We start from the raw sequence: 16,002 nt of genomic DNA on the forward strand, positions 1-16,002 counted from the left end.
GGAGACCAGGCACGGTGAAGAGGTGACGGACATGCACAGCACGGGGTCGATCGCGCGCGGCGCCGGATGCGGGTGTGCCCGGAAGACCACAACCAACCCCGAACGCGCTTTGGACAGCACGGTATGACGGACCAGACCGGCGGCGACCAGCCCCAGAAGACCGTGGCCGAACTGCTCGCCCAGCACGGGCAGCAGGTCGACGGCACACGGCGACGCAGGCGCAGGGCGGCCGAGGACGACGACGAACCCGGCACGCGCCGCGCCAAGATCAGCGACACGGCGCCACAGGCGATCATCGACCGGGTGACCGCCGACGGAGGCACCCCGCCGCCGCCCTCGCGTCCCGCAGGCGGCAGGCGGCGCCCCGACACGCCACCGGTGCCGCGTTCGGCTCCGCAGGACTCGGGCCAGTACCCGCGGCCGGTCAACGGCCAGGGCGACCAGCATGACCCCGAGGCGGCCCACTACGCGCCACCGGCGAACGGCCATCCGCGCCCGGTCAACGGCCAGCACGACCAGGAGCCGGGGCAGTACCCGCGGCCGGTCAACGGCCAGCAGGACTCGGGCTACGTCCGTGCCCCGCAGGAGTCCGGCCAGTACCCGCGTCCGGGCGCCCAGGACGCCGCCTACGACTCGGGTTACCTGCGCCCGCCCCAGGAGTCCGGTCAGTTCCCCCGGCCCGGCAACGGCAGGCAGGACACCGGGTACAACCGTCCGCCGCAGGAGTCCGGTGCCTATCCGCGACCCGGCGGTCCGCAGGATTCCGGCTACGTGCGTGCCCCGCAGGAGTCCGGCCAGATGCCGGTGCCGCCGCGCGGCCGTGCGCCGCGTCCGCCCGTGCCCGGCGAGGAGACGCGTGGCCAGGTGCCGCCCGTCCGGCGTCCGGCACCCGGCCCGGACGGCACGTTCGCGGCCCGGCTCGACGGCGCCGACCCCGAGGCGCCGGAGGCACCCGGCCCTATGGCCAGCGGCGCGTTCCCGGCGCCCGGCCGTCCGCGCCGCGCCCCGGCCCGCCGTCCCGCGCCGAAGCAGGAAGCGCACACCGAGCAGTTCGACGCCGTGGACGCCTCGGGCGAAGCGCCCGGGATTTCCGACGACGCACCGCCCGCGGGTCTCGCCGGCTGGCGCCAGCGCCGTGAGCAGGAGCAGCTGGAAGACACCGAGGTCGGCGTGATGCCGGTCGTGCCGCCTGCCGATGCGGACGCCGAGCCGGCCGAGTACAGCGGGCCGCCCACCCAGGGTTACCCGGCGCCGGAACAGGACGATCTCGCCGAGTACGAGCGCGAGTTCGCCGAACCGGCGTACCCCGCGGGCGAGCCGGACTTCGAGGGCGACGACGGCTACGCGTACGAGCAGGGCGACGAGTACGAGGACTACCCCGACGAAGCCGTCGCCGAGGAACCGGTCGCCGAGGAGGCCCCGGCCGAGCCGGCGGCGTCCGCGGGCAAGCAGTGGCTGACGCTGGCCGGGCAGCTCGCGCTCGGCGTTGTCGGCGGCGCCGGGGTGTGGCTGGGCTTCAACTGGCTGTGGGTCAACCTCGCGCCGGCCGCGCTCGTCGGCGCATTGCTGGTGATCGTGGCGCTGGTGTGGATCGTGCGGAAGATCCGCCGGGCCGAGGACCTGCAGACCACGCTGCTGGCGATTCTCGTCGGGCTGGTGGTCACGGTGTCCCCGGCGGCACTGCTGCTCGTGGCCAAGTAGCGCGACTGCGGCAGGATGGGCGCGTGACCATGAGCACGCCCGTCCCGGTGGGGCTGAGCACCGCGTCGGTGTGGCCGCTGCGCGCCGGTGCGGCGTTCGAGCTGGCCGCCGACCTCGGTTACGACGGCGTCGAGGTCATGGTGTGGGCCGACCCGGTCAGCCAGGACGTCGCCGCGGTCAAGCGCTGGGCGCGGCGCACCGGGATGCCGGTGCTGTCGGTGCATTCGCCGTCGCTGCTGATCACCCAGCGGGTCTGGTCGCCGGACCCGGTGGTGCGGCTGCGCAAGTCCGTCGATGCCGCCCTCGAGCTGGGGGCGCGCACGGTCGTGGTGCATCCGCCGTTTCGCTGGCAGCGCCGGTACGGCGACGCGTTCGGTGACCTCGTCGACGAGCTGGAGGACTCCAGCGGCGTCGACATCGCGGTGGAGAACATGTTCAAGGTCCGCCCGCCCGGCGGGTCCCGTGACGCGCGCGTGTCGGCGTTCCGGCCGTCGATCGACCCCACCGACGTCGGCTTCCGGCACTACACGCTCGACCTGTCGCACGCCGCGGCCGCGCGGATGGACGCGCTCGCGCTCGCCGACCGGATGGGCGGCGGGCTGAGCCACGTCCACCTCGCCGACGGCACCGGGATCCCGAAGGACGAGCACCTCATTCCCGGCCACGGCGGGCAGCCGTGCGCGGAGCTGCTGGAGAAGCTGGTCGGCGACGATTTCGACGGCCAGGTGGTGCTGGAGGTCAACACCCGGCACGCCACCGGAGCGGCGGCGCGGGCGCGGGCACTCGCCGAGGCACTGCTGTTCGCCCGGCTGCATCTCGGGCAGTGACCCCCCGGGACCCGCGGGACCCCTGGGTGATCTTGCTCGGCTGACCGGGCGGTACGGCCCGGCGCCGGCCCGCATCTTCCCCAGGGCAACGTAAAGTGCCGGGCGTGACCTTGTTGCGATCGCCGTCTCCAGCCCTCCCCGGACCCGGTTCCACGCGCCGTTCCGCCGTGGCCGGTTGTCCGTGAGCGCGGCCGACGACACCGCGACTGCTTTCGACGCGGCCACCGCGGTCCGTTCGCTGGGGGACGGCACGTTCACCGCCACCTTGCGTGCGGATTGGTCGATCGCGGCCCATCCGCACGGCGGATTCCTTATGGCGATGCTGGCCAAAGCCGCGGCGGGGGTGCTGCACGAGCGGGGCGACGCGACCGTCGAACCCCTCGCGGTGAGCGCTGATTTCCTGCATGCACCTGCGCTCGGTCCGGTGCTGCTGCGCACCGACGTCCGCAAGGTCGGCCGCCGGGCGTCGGTGGTCGCGGTGTCGCTCGAACAGCGCGGCCGCAGCTGTGTGGAGGCGCGGGTGACCACCGGAAGGTTGCCGATGCGCCGCCCCGAGTGGACGGACCTGCCGCAGATGCCCGCGGAGCCGCCGGCAGGTGCGCTGGCGCTGGGCGCGGAGACGTCCGAGGGGCCGTTCCACCTGGCGGCGAGCTGCGACGTCCGGGTCGACCAGGCGACCGCGGGGTTCCTCGCCGGCCGCGCGGGCGATCCGCCGCGGCTGCGGTTGTGGGCGCGTCCGCGGATCGGGCACGCCGACGTGTACTTCGCGCTGCTGGCCGGGGATCTCAACCCGCCGGTGGTCGCGAACCTCGGCCGGATCGGCTGGGCGCCCACGGTTCAGCTCACGGCGTTGCTGCGCACGCGTCCGGCGCCGGGCTGGCTGCGGATCGTCGTGGAATCGCGGTCGCTGCACGAGGCGTGGTTCGACTCGGACGCGACGGTCGTCGACGCGCAGGGCAGGCTCGTCGCGCAGGCGCGGCAGCTCGCGCTCGCCCCGGCACCGGGCGCCTGAACTGCGTTTGGCACGCTTGGTCGCATGAGTGTCATCGCGGTGCTGGGTGCGGGAAAGATCGGCGAAGCCCTGCTGTCGGGCCTGCTCAACGGCGGTCATGCGCCGGGCGACCTGCTGTTCACCGAGCGGTACGACGAGCGCGCCCGTGAGCTGGAGACGCGCTACCCGGGGATGCAGGCGGTGACGGTCGCGGACGCGGCCAAGCGCGCCGACGTCCTCGTGGTCGCCGTGAAGCCCCAGGACATCGAGCCGGTGCTGGACGAGCTGGCGCCGCTGCTCGGGACGTCGTCGCTGGTCGTGTCGCTGTGCGCGGGCTTGCCGACGGCGCTGTACGAACGCCACCTCGCCGCCGGGGTGCCGGTGGTGCGCGTGATGCCGAACACCCCGATGCTCGTGGGTGAGGCGATGAGCGCGGTGTCGCCGGGCAAGCACGCGACGCCGGTGCACGTGGCGCTGGTGAAGGAGCTGCTGTCGCACGTCGGCCAGGTGGTCGAGGTACCGGAGAAGCAGCAGGACGCGGTGACGGCGCTGTCCGGATCGGGTCCGGCGTACTTCTTCTACCTGGTCGAGGCCATGATCGACGCGGGCATCCTGCTCGGCCTGCCGCGTGCGCTGGCGGGTCAGCTGATCATCCAGTCGGCGGTGGGCGCGGCGAAGATGCTCGCCGAGGGCCAGGACCACCCGGTCCTGCTGCGCGAGGCGGTGACGTCCCCCGCGGGCACGACCATCAACGCCATCCGGGAGCTGGAGAAGCACGGGGTACGGGCCGCGCTGCTGGACGCGATCGAGGCGGCGCGCGACCGTTCGGAGGAGCTGGGCCGCGCCCACGAGTAACCTTCGTCGCCGCCGCACGTAGCCACGGACTTTCCGTGAAGGGAACCATCACGGAATCAGATTCCCTCATGGTTCCCTTCACGGACTTGGTCCGGCGTGCCGGGCGTGGGCGGCTGCTGAGAGGTCGCGTTGGGCACGGACGCAGGTTCGCGCTGACCAGCAGGGTTCCGTGAAACGCGCATTAATTCTCGTGACTCGTCACCGGCCCGCGGTCCCACGTGAGAGAACGGGGACTGACCAGCGCCAACGCTGACCGCGGAGCCCGGGCCAGAGCCAGGGCCAGGACCAGGGCCATGGCCAGCGGCGCGGGCCGCACCCCAGCCCACCCCTGGCGGTACCCCACGGACAAGACCCAAGGTTCCCTTCCCGGTCGTTATCCATCACTCAACCCGGCATTTCCGGCATCACTGCGCCGGATGGGTGTCGGGAAGGCGCAGGTGAGAGCCCATCCTGGTGACAGGCGTCGCACTAGTCCCACCTGTCCCGCTACCCTCGGAAGAGCACGTGCGTGTCGATACCACAGGTGGGGAAGCCTCGTGGCGCGACACGTGTCGAAGGACGCGGTAAACATGTCGCCGAACAAGAGGGAGGATTTGCCCGCGGTAGGGCAGGTCCAGTTTTTGACGGTCGCCGAGGTGGCCACGCTGATGCGGGTCTCGAAGATGACCGTGTACCGCCTCGTGCACTCGGGTGAGCTTCCCGCGGTGAGAGTCGGGAAGTCGTTCCGGGTGCCGGAAAAGGCAGTGCACGAGTACCTGCAGGGTGCCTACTTCGACGTCGGCTGACCGCGCCGGCCGGAAGCCGCCGCTCCGCTCGGGGCGGCGGGTTTAGTCGTGGCCGGGTGGTCGCCGGGCGGGAGCAAACCATGCCCGCCGACCGGCCCGCGCCGGGACGCTAGTAACCTGGTAGACCGCTCGTGCCTGTGCGCTCCACCCGTTGGAATGCTGCGCCGGGCAGCGTGACCGACGACGAACTGAGGAGCGCCCTATGGGTTCCGTGATCAAGAAGCGCCGCAAGCGCATGTCGAAGAAGAAGCACCGCAAGCTGCTTCGCCGGACTCGTGTGCAGCGGCGTAAAGCCGGTAAGTGAGCCAGGCTTTCCGTGGCCCGTCCAGTCTCTGGACGGGCCACAGTCATGTTCACCCGATCGAGTGAGGCGCGTACCGCATTCCGGACGTCGGCCGTCAAAACCGGGTAAGGCCTGGTCAGAAGGGCAGTGCGGGTGGGTAACATGGCCGGTGCGTTCGCGCGATGCTTCCAGTGAGTGCAGGTTCGCGCACCCCCGGTGATCACGTCACCCCACCCCCGCACCCGCTGCCGATCAGGGAGTCCCGTTGGCCTCGAATGTCGTGCTCGTCACCGGAGTCGCCGGTGACCTCGGCGGGAAGCTGCTCGCCCGGCTCGGCACCGACCCGGAGTTCGAGCGCGTGATCGGCGTGGACACCGCGCCGCCCGCCAAGGACGTCCAGCAGCGGATGGGCCGCGCCGAGTTCGTCCGCGCCGACATCCGCAACCCGCTCATCGCGAAGGTCATCAGCAGTGCCGAGGTCGACACCGTCGTGCACACCTCGTGCATTGCGCATCCGGCCGGGCCGAGCCGACGGGCGGCGGTCAAGGAAGTGAACGTCATCGGCACCATGCGGCTGCTCGCGGCGTGCCAGCGGGCGCCGAAGGTGCGCAAGCTCGTGGTCAAGTCCAGTGCCGCGGTGTACGGCGCCGGTGCGCGGTCGCAGGCGGTGTTCACCGAGGAGTCCGCGCTGATCCCGCCGTCGTCCAGCGGGTACGCGAAGGATGCCGTGGAGATGGAGGGTTACGTGCGCGGCCTCGCCCGCCGCCGCCCGGATCTCACCATCACGCTCGCCCGGTTCGCGAACATCATCGGGCCCGAGGTCGACACGGTGCTGTCGCGGTACTTCTCGCTGCCGGTCGTGCCGACGGTGTTCGGTTACGACTCCCGGCTGCAGCTGCTGCACGGCGCGGATGCGCTGGCGGTGCTGGAAATGGCGACGCGGCAAGACAAACCCGGGGTGTTCAACGTCGCGTCCGAGGGCGTGCTCACGTTGTCGCAGGCGATCCGCCGGGCCGGGCGGGTGGGGCTGCCGATGCCGCGGTCGGTGGTGCCGTCGGTCGGCAAGCTGCTGCGTGGTGCGCGGGTGGTCGACTTCTCCGCCGACCAGGTCCGGCTGCTCAACTTCGGCCGGGCAGTGGACATCACGAAGCTCAAGAAGGAATTCGGGTACACGCCCCGCTGGACCACCCGCGAGGCGTTCGACGACTACGTGGCCGGCCGCGGCCTGCGCCCGGTGCTCGACGGCGGCGCACTCGCCGGGCTGGCCGGCAAGGTGCTCGAGGCCGCCGCCACCGGGCAGGCGCGCCGATGAGCCGCGCGAGGGCCGGAAGTGAGGCACATCCCGTGAACGGTGCCGAGGCACAGATCATCCCCCTGCACGGGCCCGGCCGGGAGAAACCGGTCGAGCAGCCCGGCGAACCGCGCGCGGACGCGCCGGTGGTCGAATTCCCGGTGCCCGCCGCTCCGGCGCGCGAACCGGATCCGCTGCCCGAGTCCGTGCGGAACGCGCTCGCTTTCCTGCGGCACCGGCTCACCGGCGACTACGCAGTGGACGAGTTCGGCTTCGACGCGGAACTCACCGAGACGCTGGTGCTGCCGCCGCTGCGGGCGTTGTACGAAAAGTGGTTCCGGGTGGACACTTTCGGCGTCGAGAACCTGCCCGCCGCGGGCGGGGCGCTGCTGGTGTCCAACCACTCCGGAACGTTGCCGCTCGACGCGTTGATGACCGCGGTCGCGGTACACGACGAAACCGGTGGACGGCACCTGCGCGGCCTCGGCGCCGACCTGGTGTTCAAGCTGCCGGTGGTGGGGTCGTTCGCGCGGAAGTCCGGGCAGACGCTGGCGTGCAACGCGGATGCCGAACGGCTGCTCACCGGCGGCGAGCTCGTCGGCGTGTGGCCGGAGGGGTTCAAGGGGATCGGAAAGCCGTTCTCCGCGCGGTACAAGCTGCAGCGCTTCGGCCGTGGCGGGTTCGTGTCCGCGGCCATGCGCGCGGGGGTGCCGATCATTCCGGTGTCGGTGGTCGGCGCAGAGGAGACGTACCCGAAGATCGGCGACCTCAAGGTGCTGGCCCGGCTGTTCGGGTTGCCGTACTTCCCGATCACGCCGTTCTTCCCGCTGCTCGGCCCGCTCGGCGCAGTGCCCTTGCCCACGAAGTGGAGCATCGAATTCGGCGAGCCGATCCGCACCGACGAGTACGGTCCGGACGCGGTCGAAGACCCGATGCTCGTGTTCACGCTCACCGACCAGGTACGCGAGTCGATCCAGCAATCCTTGTACCGCAGGCTTTCTCAGCGGCGGAGCGTGTTCCGCGGCTGATCGGGCAGCCGCCACCCGCGGCGCACCGAACGTCCGCAGCGCTTTGGTTCGTCGCCCACGCTCACGTACAACGCGGTCAGCAACGGCACGCCGTGGTCGAGCGTTGCCGGCGGGAGCGGACCGTTCGCGACCAGGGATACGAGGCCGTGCGTGACGGCCCAGCTTTGGGTGGCGAGTTCGAGCGCGTCGACGTCCTTGCGGAACCGCCCTGCTTCCCGTCCCCGGATGGCGGCCTGCACGAGGCATTCGAGGGTGTCGTCGGCGGCTTGGGCGTCCTCGAGCTCGAAGTTCGCGTCGAACATCACGCGGTAGAGGTCGGGATGGTCGAGCGCGTTGCCGAGGTACGCAGCGACCAGTGCGGCGAGGTCGCGTACCGGATCGGCTGACGTACGCACTGTCGACATCCTCGCGGCCAGCCGGGTGAAACCCTCTTGCCGCAAGGCTTTCCAGAGCCCGTCCATGCCGTCGAAGTGGGTGTAGACGGCCATTGTGGACACTCCGGTACCGGCCACGAGGGACCGCAGCGTGATCGGCTCGCGGGTGCGGAGCATCTGCGCGGCCCGTTCGACCAGCCGGGTGCGTACTGCCGGATCTTTCGCCCTCGCCATGTTCCATAGCATAGCAATGCTATGGTTGAGGTACCGATCATTGAGGAGGAAGCATGGCCGTCACGTTGGTCAACCCGGAAGCCCTGCCGAAGGTCGACCTCTACCGGCAGGTCTCGGTCACCACCGGCACGCGGACGGTGTACATCGCCGGTCAGGTCGCACGCACGGCCGAGGGCGACCGGATCGGCGAAGGCGACCTGGCTGCTCAGGTGGAGCAGTGCTACTTGAACGTCGCCGCAGCGTTGGCTGAGGTCGGCGGCACGTTCGCGGACGTGGCTCGGCTCACGGTGTACTTCGTCGGGTGGGCGCCGGAGAAGATGGGCCAGTTCGTGGAGGGTGTACAGCGCGCGGAGAAGCGGCTGGGGGTCAGTGTGCAGGCACCGCTGACGGGGATCGGGGTGGCGTTCCTTGCCGAACCGGACCTAATGGTGGAGGTAGAGGCGACTGCGGTGCTGGATTAGCGGCGCCGGTATGCCACCCCGGCCGCTCCCGGCAGTGCGCCTGCGCCATCTACCCGACGGCGACGGCACGCCGATGCGGGCAGCCTGCAGCTGGTGCGGAAGTCGCGGATTTCCCGTCCCCGCGCACGTCCCGTAAGCCGCTGTCCGGGTTCACTGCCACCGCCGTACCCACCACTGACAATGTCGGCAGGTGCGGCGGCTGCGGTGGATTAACGGCGCCGGTAAGCCATCCCCGCGGCGACTGCGCCCGCGAGGGCGCCTGCGCCGATCACGGACGGGACACCGATGCGGGCGGCTTTGCGTCCGGTGCGGAAGTCGCGGATTTCCCACCCCCGCGCGCGGGCCACGTCCCGCAGGCCGCTGTCTGGGTTCACTGCCACCGCCGTGCCCACCACGGACAGCATCGGTACATCGTTCTGCGAATCCGAATAAGCCGTGCAGCGCTTGAGGTTCAGGCCTTCCCGCGAAGCCAGCGCGCGGACCGCGTGCGCCTTTGCTCGCCCGTGGAGCATGTCGCCCACCAGGCGGCCCGTGTACACGCCGTCCTTTGTCTCCGCGACCGTGCCCAGCGCGCCGGTCAGGCCCAGGCGGCGGGAGATGATCGCGGCGAGCTCGATCGGCGTCGCCGTGACCAGCCATACTCGTTGTCCGGCGTCCAGGTGCATTTGCGCCAGCGCTCGGGTGCCGGACCAGATCTTGTCGGCCATCAGCTCGTCGTAGATCTCCTCGCTGATGGTGGTGAGCTCCTCCACCGTGCGACCGGCCACAAAGGACAGTGCGCGTTCGCGGTGGGACCTGATGTCGGCCTTGTTCTCGCGGCCGCCGATGCGGAACTTGATCTGGCCCCATACGAAGCCGGCCAGGTCGGCGGACGTGAAGAACTTGCGGGCGGCCAGTCCGCGGGCGAAGTAGAAGATCGACGCGCCCATCATCATCGTGTTGTCCACGTCGAAGAAGGCGGCCGCGGTGAGGTCCGGGGGTGCGGGGGTGACCGGCACCGCGGCTTGCGCCGACGAAGCCGCTGCCTCGGCCGACGCCTCGCCCGCGAGCGTGGCGAGCCGTTCCAGCTCCTGACTCTTATCCTTGCCACGCCAAGCTGACACGCACACCGCCTCCACGTCCGGGCACGTCCCGGCGGACGACGCCGCCCGGGGTCCTGCTGCACAGGGTAGCGACCACGCGACTCACCCGTTGGAGATGTGGGCCGAGTCGCTCGGCCGATCACGATGGGCGGCGGTGGCGGGACCGGCACGAGCGCGTGCGGCTCGCCCGTTGGGGAGGTGGGTCGAGTCGTTCAGCCGATCACGATGGGCGGCAGTGGCGGGACCGGCACGAGCGCGTGCGGCTCGCCCGTTGGAGAGGTGGGTCCGGCGGCGGCACGCTGTGCGGGGTCGTGGTGACCAGGACGTCGGGCGCGGCCGGGGTCGGCGTGCTCGGCTTGGCGAGCTCGGGCGGCGGTACCGGCTGGGGAGACGCGGTCGGCGGCGTGGCCACAACCGGTGGGCTGGTGGGCGTCGCGCCGCCGGGGGACAGCGAGCTCTGCGGGCGCTGGGTGCACGCCCCGCCGGCCGGGAGCAGGCCTAGCTCGTCGGTGCTGCCGGTGGTGATCTGGTAGCAGTTCAGCCGCGACCCGAGCGCGGTCGTCCGTTCCTGCACGCGCGCGAGCAGGCCCCGGGCCGCGGTGAAGTCTTCGCGCGCCGCGGCCGGTACGTCCGGCTGCTCCGATTCCAGCAGCCGCGCCTGGTCCTGCGCCCACGACTCCAGCGACGTCAGCCGCGCGCGGTCGCTGCTGCGGGTCGCCAGTTCGGTGAGTTCGGCCACGCCCGCGCGGACGTCACTGCCGAAGTCGCGCAGTGCGGTCTGGTACGCCGACCCGCTGGCGTCGGTGATCCGGCCCAGCTCGCTCACCCGGTTGGCGGCGAACTCCAGGTGCTTCTCGGCGCGGGCCTCGTCGCCGAACGTCAGACCGAGCGCGGTGACCTCGCCTGCCCGCTTCACGCCGTACAGCGCATCTCCGGGTACCGCGTCGCGGGACAGCAGCAGGGTGAGCCCGCCAAGGCCGAGGATCAGCGCGATTCCGGCCGCGACCAGGTCCGCCATCCGCGGCCGCCACCGGCGCCGGGGGAGTGGTTCGCCGAGGCGGCCTTCGATTTCCGCGCGGATCCGGGCGCGGGTGGCCTGGTCCGGGGCGCCGGAGGAGCCGAGCTCGCGCAGGGCACCGACCACGGCCAGCTCGTCGGCGAACTCCCCGGCGGGCTGGTCCGGCAATACCCCGAGCGCGTCGTCGAACCGGTCCACCTCGGTCCGACCACGCGAAAACCACCCGGGCACGCCCACGGTGCTGCTCCGTCTCCACCCACACCGGCCCTGACTGCCGGTCTGCGTGGGAAACGATTAGGGACTCGGGAAAGTTACGGTCGATGGTTGAACGATCAACGCAATCCGGTGGGCAGCAGCTGCGCGAGCCGCCGCACAGCCCGGTGCTGCAGGGCCTTCACCGCACCCTCGTTGCGCTGCATGACCTGCGCGGTTTCGGCCACCGACAGCCCCTGCAGGAACCGCAGCACAATGCATTCGCGCTGGTCCTCGCCCAGTTCGGCCACGCAGCGCAGCAGCTCGGCCCTGGTCGCGCCGGCAATCGCCTGCTGTTCCGGACCGGCCTGCGTCATCGGGCCGACCGGCCCGCCCGGCGCGCCACCCGGTTCGGTGACCTCGTCGGTGACGACCTCGAGGCGGAACCGGCTGGACTTGACGTGGTCGAGGATCAGGTTGCGGGCGATGGTGACGAACCACGCACCGACGTCGCGGCCCTGGTAGCTCACCGACGTGATGCGGCGCAGGGCCCGCAGGAACGTTTCGCTGGTGACGTCCTCGGCCAGGTCACGGTCGCCGAGGCGGAAGAGCGCGTAGCGGTACACGACGTCGACGTACCGGTCGTACAGCCGCCCGAACGCCGACGAATCGCCTTCCTGCGCGGCCCGCACCAGCTCCCACGCCTCGGCCTTCGCGACCTCGGCGGCGTCGGGTTCCTCGGTGGCGCGGGTGAGCGGGACGGCGCCGAACACGCGTTCGGCGAACATCGCGACCGGGCCGCGGTGGGTGGTGCCGGACAGGGTGGCGGGCCGGGTCATCGGGCGGCACCTCCTGCCGTCGCACGGGCCGCCGGGCACGTGCAGGCGTACCCGAGCGCGTGTCCCACCCCCGCGTGGACCGGCAGCTTCGGCACGACGACTCCCTCTCTCTGGTCACCCGATAGTGATCAACGCCACCCGGCGACGCAGTGCAGCATACGTGTTGTTACCGCGAAGTAGGTAGTGGTCCCGGGTGGTAGAGGTGCGACGATCGCGCGGCATCCCCATTACGGGTGACAAGATGACGAATCGGCAACGGGACGAGAGGGGTGGCGGTGGACCCGATCAGCACCGCGCACGGCGTCGCCGGACTGCTCACTGACGCGGCCGACCGGTGGCCGGACCGCACCGCAATCACCGAGACCGGCACCGGCGTCGCGCTGACCTGGCGGCAACTCGACCAGGCCGCGCACGCGCAGGCGCGGCGGCTGGTGTCCGATGGGGTCCAGCCGGGCGACCGGGTGGTGCTGCGGCTGCCGACGTCGGCGGACTTCGCGGTGGCGCTCTTCGGCGTGCTGCGCGCAGGCGGGATCGCGGTGCCGCTGTCGCCGCAGGCACCGGCGCCCGAACTGGCGCGGCTGCTGGAACACAGCGGCGCGCAATTCGTGGTGCAGCGCGATGATTTCGAACTGCCCGACGGGGTCACCGGGCTGCCGCCGCGGTCGTCCGGCGAGGGCGACCCGGTCGAACTCGGCCGCACCGGGGAGGACATCGCGGTCATCTCCTACACCTCGGGGACCACCGGCCCGCCGCGCGGAGTCCTGCTGTCGCACCGGGCGTTGCTGGCCAACCTGACCCAACTGTCCCAAGTGGACGGTGCGATCGAGCGCCACGACCGCGTGCTCGTGTCGATCCCGCTCTTCCACGTGTACGGCCTCGGCCCGGGGCTGCTGCTGGCGACGGCGGCCGGGGCGGCGCTGGTGCTGTCCGAGCGGTTCGAAGCGCGGCGGACGCTGGCCGACTGCGCCGAGCACCGGGTCACGCTGATCGCCGGGGTACCCGCGATGTACGGCGAGTTCGCGGCGCTCGACCGGGACGAGCTGGGCCGCGGGCTGGCGACCGTGCGGCGGATGACGTCCGGCGCCGCGCCGCTGCACCCGAAGGTGCTCGCCGCGATCCGGGAGGCGACCGGGCTCGACGTGTACGAGGGGTACGGGCTCACCGAATGTGCGCCGGTGGTGACGTCGACGCTGGTCACCGGCTATCCGAAGCCGGGGTCGGTCGGCCGTCCGCTGCCCGGGATCGAGCTGCGGCTGGTGGACAGCGATGGCACCGCCGAGGACGTCCCCCTCGATCCGGACGAGGTCGACGACGTCTTCGAGGCCGCGGGCGGCACCGGGCTCGTGTCGATCCGCGGCGCGAACCTGTTCTCCGGCTACTGGCCCGACGGCACGTTCGGCCCGGACGCCGACGGCTGGTTCCGCACCGGCGACGTCGGCTACCTCGATTCCGACGGCGACCTGCACCTGGTCGACCGCGCCAACGACCTGATCATCGTCAACGGCTTCAACGTTTTCCCGCACGAGGTCGAGGAAGTGATCTCGCAGCTGCCGGAAGTGGCCGAGGTCGCCGTGGTCGGGGTGCTGGACGAGCGGAGTGGCGAGGCCGTAAAAGCGGTGGTGGTACCGGCGACCGGCGCGGCGTTGTCGGAGCAGCAGGTGGTGGACCAGTGCGTGGCGAACCTGGCCGGGTACAAGGTGCCGCACACGGTGGAGTTCGCGGAGACGCTGCCGCATTCGGCGACCGGGAAGCTGCGGCGGCTGAAGCTGCGGTGAGTTCTAGAGTGGTTACGTGCATCTGGTGACTGTGATGAGCCGCGCGGGCTGCCATCTGTGTGAGGTGGCCGAGGCGGACGTCGCGCGGATCTGCGGGGAGCTGGGCGTGCCGTGGGAGACCGCGGACGTCGACAGCGACCCGGAATGGCGGGCCGAGTACGGCGACCAGGTGCCGGTGATCCTGGTCGACGGCGCCGAGCACGGGTACTGGCGTGTGGAGGAAGAGCGGCTGCGCGCGGCGCTCCGGTAAGCAACCCGTAAGCGCTTGGCTGGCCGCATTGTGGCTCGGGGCCCCGAAGATGGTGGGGTGAGTGCGTTGAAGGAAGCGCCGCCGACCGTCCGGCCGCGGCTGTCGCTGGGTCTGGCCACTGCGATCTCGCTGGTCGCGCTGGTCACGGCGCTGGGCGTGGGGCATCTGGTCGCCGGGTTCGTCGGGTACAGCGCGTCGCCGTTCGTGGCGGTGGCGGATTTCGTGATCGCGCACAGTCCGCATCCCGTCGTGGTGTGGGCCGAGCAGACGCTGGGCACCGCGGACAAGACCGTGCTCAAGATCGGTATTGCCGTGGTGCTGCTGGGGTTTGCGGTGCTGGCCGGACAGGTGTCGCGCGCCCGTCCGCTGCCCGGGCAGGTGCTGGTGGTCGTGGTCGGCGCGTTCGGGATCTTCGCGGTGTACGAGCGGACGGACGTCGGGCAGCTCGCGCTGCTGGCTCCGGTGCTGGCGCTGGCCGCGTCGCTGCTGGTGTTCAGCTGGCTGCACCGGCGGGCGTTACCCGCGGAAACCGAGCTGCGGCAAGGATTCAGCCGCCGTCAGGTGTTGCAGCGCGGCGCCGGGATCGCGGCCGGGGCGGGCGTCGCCGCGGTCGTCGGGGAGCTGGTGTCGAGCAGCGGCAGCGCGGCCGGGTCGCGGGCGTCGGTGGGTCCACTGGTCGCCGCCCGGAAAGCGCCGCCGCTCCCGGCCGACGCGGACTTCCAGAAGCTCGGGTCCCCGCCGTTCATCACCCCGAACGCGAACTTCTACCGCATCGACACGGCGTTCGTCGTGCCGCAGGTACGCGCCGAGGACTGGCAGCTGAAGATCCACGGGATGGTGGACCGCGAGGTGAGCTTCTCCTATGCCGACATCCGCAACCGGCCGCTGGTCGAGCGGGTCGTCACGCTCACCTGCGTGTCCAACGAGGTCGGCGGCGACCTGATCTCCACGGCGAACTTCATCGGCGTCGACCTGGTGGACCTGCTGTCTGCGGCAGGCGTTCGGCCGGGGGCACAGCAGATGTACGCGACGAGTGTGGACGGATTCACCTGCGGCACCCCGTCGTCCGTCGCGCTGGATCCGGCGCGCGGCGCAATGCTCGCGATCGGCATGAACGGCGAACCGTTGCCGGTGGAACACGGGTTCCCGGCGCGGATCGTGATCCCCGGGCTGTACGGGTATGTGTCGGCCACGAAGTGGGTGACCGACCTGGAGTTCACGACCTGGGACGCGCGGCAGGCGTACTGGCTGCAGCGCGGATGGGCCGAGCAGGCGCCGATCAAGACGGAGTCGAGGATCGACGTGCCGCGCACGTCGGCGTCGGTGCCCGCGGGCCGGGTCCGGGTGGCGGGGACGGCGTGGGCGCAGCACGTGGGGATCGCGAAGGTCGAGGTGCGGGTGGACCAGGGGCCGTGGCAGCAGGCGACGCTGTCGGCCGAGGTGAACAAGGACACGTGGCGGATGTGGTGGGCCGAGGTCCCGGTGCCGGTGGGCAGCCACACGGTGTCGGTGCGGGCCACCGACCAGTCCGGGTACACGCAGACCGACCACCCGGCGGACCCGGTGCCGGACGGGGCGACCGGGTGGCACAAGGTGCCGTTCACTGCCGGCTGAGTGCCGTTGGCCGCGTCGGTGACCAGTGACTTTGTGCCTGCGTTCACAAGTGGACTACCGTAGGGAAGTCGTCCCCGCGAGGACCGGCATCGAACCGGACCGAAGCCGCGGGGTCAAGAGCCGGTTTCCCCGCCGTCCTGGTGGACCTTCGGGAACCGGCGTGCCGGAGCCGGACGAGGAGAGAACCAGCGTGGTCACACAGCGGGGTGGGCGCAGCGGTGCCGAACCGCCCGCCAGGCCACCCCGCGACGAGTCCGATGGCACCGGCACCGACGGAGCTGCGGACGCCCCGCCGGTCCGCCGTCGCACCGGTGGACGGCACGCCGCCGGAAACCGCCGCCGTTCCACGGTGAGCGAGAACGGCTTGTCCCCCAACGGAAACCAGCCCGTGCCGGACGCCGC

16 protein-coding genes are annotated in these 16,002 nt (G+C 71.4%); 12 read left to right on the plus strand and 4 right to left on the minus strand.

Annotation, left to right across the window (positions count from 1 at the left end):
• Positions 1-123 precede the first annotated feature (123 nt).
• The 8 genes from OO71_RS51275 (at position 124) to OO71_RS18685 (ending at position 7,761) form a co-directional block, all read left to right on the plus strand.
• Positions 124-1,701 carry a hypothetical protein gene (locus OO71_RS51275; protein WP_033291063.1) on the plus strand — a complete coding sequence of 526 codons (1,578 nt, stop codon included), beginning with the start codon at positions 124-126 and terminating at the stop codon, positions 1,699-1,701.
• Between the two features lie 29 nt (positions 1,702-1,730).
• Positions 1,731-2,528: a sugar phosphate isomerase/epimerase family protein gene (locus tag OO71_RS18660; protein WP_211260550.1), complete on the plus strand. Its 798-nt coding sequence runs from the start codon at positions 1,731-1,733 to the stop codon at positions 2,526-2,528.
• Between the two features lie 181 nt (positions 2,529-2,709).
• Positions 2,710-3,540 carry a thioesterase family protein gene (locus OO71_RS18665; RefSeq protein ID WP_033291065.1) on the plus strand — a complete coding sequence of 277 codons (831 nt, stop codon included), beginning with the start codon at positions 2,710-2,712 and terminating at the stop codon, positions 3,538-3,540.
• 24 nt (positions 3,541-3,564) lie between these two features.
• Positions 3,565-4,374: a pyrroline-5-carboxylate reductase gene (gene proC / locus OO71_RS18670; protein WP_033291066.1), complete on the plus strand. Its 810-nt coding sequence runs from the start codon at positions 3,565-3,567 to the stop codon at positions 4,372-4,374.
• 569 nt (positions 4,375-4,943) lie between these two features.
• Positions 4,944-5,159, plus strand: coding sequence for a helix-turn-helix domain-containing protein (locus OO71_RS18675; RefSeq protein ID WP_033291067.1), 216 nt, complete (start codon positions 4,944-4,946; stop codon positions 5,157-5,159).
• A gap of 202 nt (positions 5,160-5,361) precedes the next feature.
• Positions 5,362-5,463, plus strand: coding sequence for a 30S ribosomal protein bS22 (locus OO71_RS48955; protein WP_007030867.1), 102 nt, complete (start codon positions 5,362-5,364; stop codon positions 5,461-5,463).
• Between the two features lie 244 nt (positions 5,464-5,707).
• A complete protein-coding gene (locus tag OO71_RS18680; protein WP_033291068.1) occupies positions 5,708-6,754 on the plus strand; it encodes an NAD-dependent epimerase/dehydratase family protein in 1,047 nt (348 codons plus the stop codon).
• The gene (locus OO71_RS18685) at positions 6,751-7,761 is read left to right on the plus strand and encodes a lysophospholipid acyltransferase family protein (RefSeq protein WP_033291069.1); all 1,011 of its coding nucleotides are present in this window, start codon (positions 6,751-6,753) and stop codon (positions 7,759-7,761) included. Before OO71_RS18680 ends, OO71_RS18685 begins: the two co-directional genes overlap by 4 nt.
• Here the strand turns inward: OO71_RS18685 and OO71_RS18690 are convergent.
• Positions 7,734-8,369, minus strand: coding sequence for a TetR/AcrR family transcriptional regulator (locus OO71_RS18690; RefSeq protein WP_033291070.1), 636 nt, complete (start codon positions 8,367-8,369; stop codon positions 7,734-7,736). The two genes, OO71_RS18685 and OO71_RS18690, sit on opposite strands and share 28 nt — an antisense overlap.
• A gap of 53 nt (positions 8,370-8,422) precedes the next feature.
• On the opposite strand from OO71_RS18690, the gene OO71_RS18695 reads away from it, so the two are divergent.
• The gene (locus OO71_RS18695) at positions 8,423-8,830 is read left to right on the plus strand and encodes a RidA family protein (protein ID WP_033291071.1); all 408 of its coding nucleotides are present in this window, start codon (positions 8,423-8,425) and stop codon (positions 8,828-8,830) included.
• 209 nt (positions 8,831-9,039) lie between these two features.
• On the opposite strand, the gene OO71_RS18700 is transcribed toward OO71_RS18695, so the two are convergent.
• The 3 genes from OO71_RS18700 to OO71_RS18710 all read right to left on the minus strand — a co-directional run bounded on the left by OO71_RS18700 (position 9,040) and on the right by OO71_RS18710 (position 11,961).
• On the minus strand, positions 9,040-9,948 hold the full coding sequence (locus OO71_RS18700) for an HAD family hydrolase (RefSeq protein ID WP_033291072.1): 909 nt from the start codon (positions 9,946-9,948) through the stop codon (positions 9,040-9,042).
• Positions 9,949-10,132: 184 nt separating this feature from the next.
• A complete protein-coding gene (locus OO71_RS46500; protein WP_245633708.1) occupies positions 10,133-11,167 on the minus strand; it encodes a DUF5667 domain-containing protein in 1,035 nt (344 codons plus the stop codon).
• 95 nt (positions 11,168-11,262) lie between these two features.
• Positions 11,263-11,961, minus strand: a complete 699-nt coding sequence (locus tag OO71_RS18710; RefSeq protein WP_033291073.1) for a sigma-70 family RNA polymerase sigma factor — start codon at positions 11,959-11,961, stop codon at positions 11,263-11,265.
• Positions 11,962-12,230: 269 nt separating this feature from the next.
• Here OO71_RS18710 and OO71_RS18715 point away from each other — a divergent pair, with 269 nt between their 5' ends.
• From OO71_RS18715 to OO71_RS18725, 3 genes are read left to right on the plus strand one after another with little or no spacing between them, the layout of a single operon-like run.
• On the plus strand, positions 12,231-13,736 hold the full coding sequence (locus OO71_RS18715) for an AMP-binding protein (RefSeq protein ID WP_033291074.1): 1,506 nt from the start codon (positions 12,231-12,233) through the stop codon (positions 13,734-13,736).
• Positions 13,737-13,770: 34 nt separating this feature from the next.
• Positions 13,771-13,986 (plus strand): glutaredoxin family protein, encoded by a 216-nt coding sequence (locus tag OO71_RS18720; RefSeq protein WP_033291075.1) that lies wholly within the window; start codon positions 13,771-13,773, stop codon positions 13,984-13,986.
• 57 nt (positions 13,987-14,043) lie between these two features.
• Positions 14,044-15,600: a molybdopterin-dependent oxidoreductase gene (locus OO71_RS18725; RefSeq protein ID WP_033291076.1), complete on the plus strand. Its 1,557-nt coding sequence runs from the start codon at positions 14,044-14,046 to the stop codon at positions 15,598-15,600.
• Positions 15,601-16,002 lie beyond the last annotated feature (402 nt).

This window comes from Amycolatopsis jejuensis, from assembly GCF_000717335.1.
GTDB lineage: Bacteria > Actinomycetota > Actinomycetes > Mycobacteriales > Pseudonocardiaceae > Amycolatopsis > Amycolatopsis jejuensis.

What these genes read in the sequence shown, in the direction of transcription:
- OO71_RS18685 (WP_033291069.1), top strand. Translation starts at nt 6,751, where the DNA reads ATGAGCCGCGCGAGGGCCGGAAGTGAGGCACATCCCGTGAACGGTGCC.
- OO71_RS18720 (WP_033291075.1), top strand. Translation starts at nt 13,771, where the DNA reads ATGAGCCGCGCGGGCTGCCATCTGTGTGAGGTGGCCGAGGCGGACGTC.
- OO71_RS18710 (WP_033291073.1), bottom strand. Translation starts at nt 11,961, where the DNA reads ATGACCCGGCCCGCCACCCTGTCCGGCACCACCCACCGCGGCCCGGTC.
- OO71_RS18695 (WP_033291071.1), top strand. Translation starts at nt 8,423, where the DNA reads ATGGCCGTCACGTTGGTCAACCCGGAAGCCCTGCCGAAGGTCGACCTC.
- OO71_RS51275 (WP_033291063.1), top strand. Translation starts at nt 124, where the DNA reads ATGACGGACCAGACCGGCGGCGACCAGCCCCAGAAGACCGTGGCCGAA.
- OO71_RS18690 (WP_033291070.1), bottom strand. Translation starts at nt 8,369, where the DNA reads ATGGCGAGGGCGAAAGATCCGGCAGTACGCACCCGGCTGGTCGAACGG.
- proC (WP_033291066.1), top strand. Translation starts at nt 3,565, where the DNA reads ATGAGTGTCATCGCGGTGCTGGGTGCGGGAAAGATCGGCGAAGCCCTG.
- OO71_RS48955 (WP_007030867.1), top strand. Translation starts at nt 5,362, where the DNA reads ATGGGTTCCGTGATCAAGAAGCGCCGCAAGCGCATGTCGAAGAAGAAG.
- OO71_RS18675 (WP_033291067.1), top strand. Translation starts at nt 4,944, where the DNA reads ATGTCGCCGAACAAGAGGGAGGATTTGCCCGCGGTAGGGCAGGTCCAG.
- OO71_RS18660 (WP_211260550.1), top strand. Translation starts at nt 1,731, where the DNA reads ATGAGCACGCCCGTCCCGGTGGGGCTGAGCACCGCGTCGGTGTGGCCG.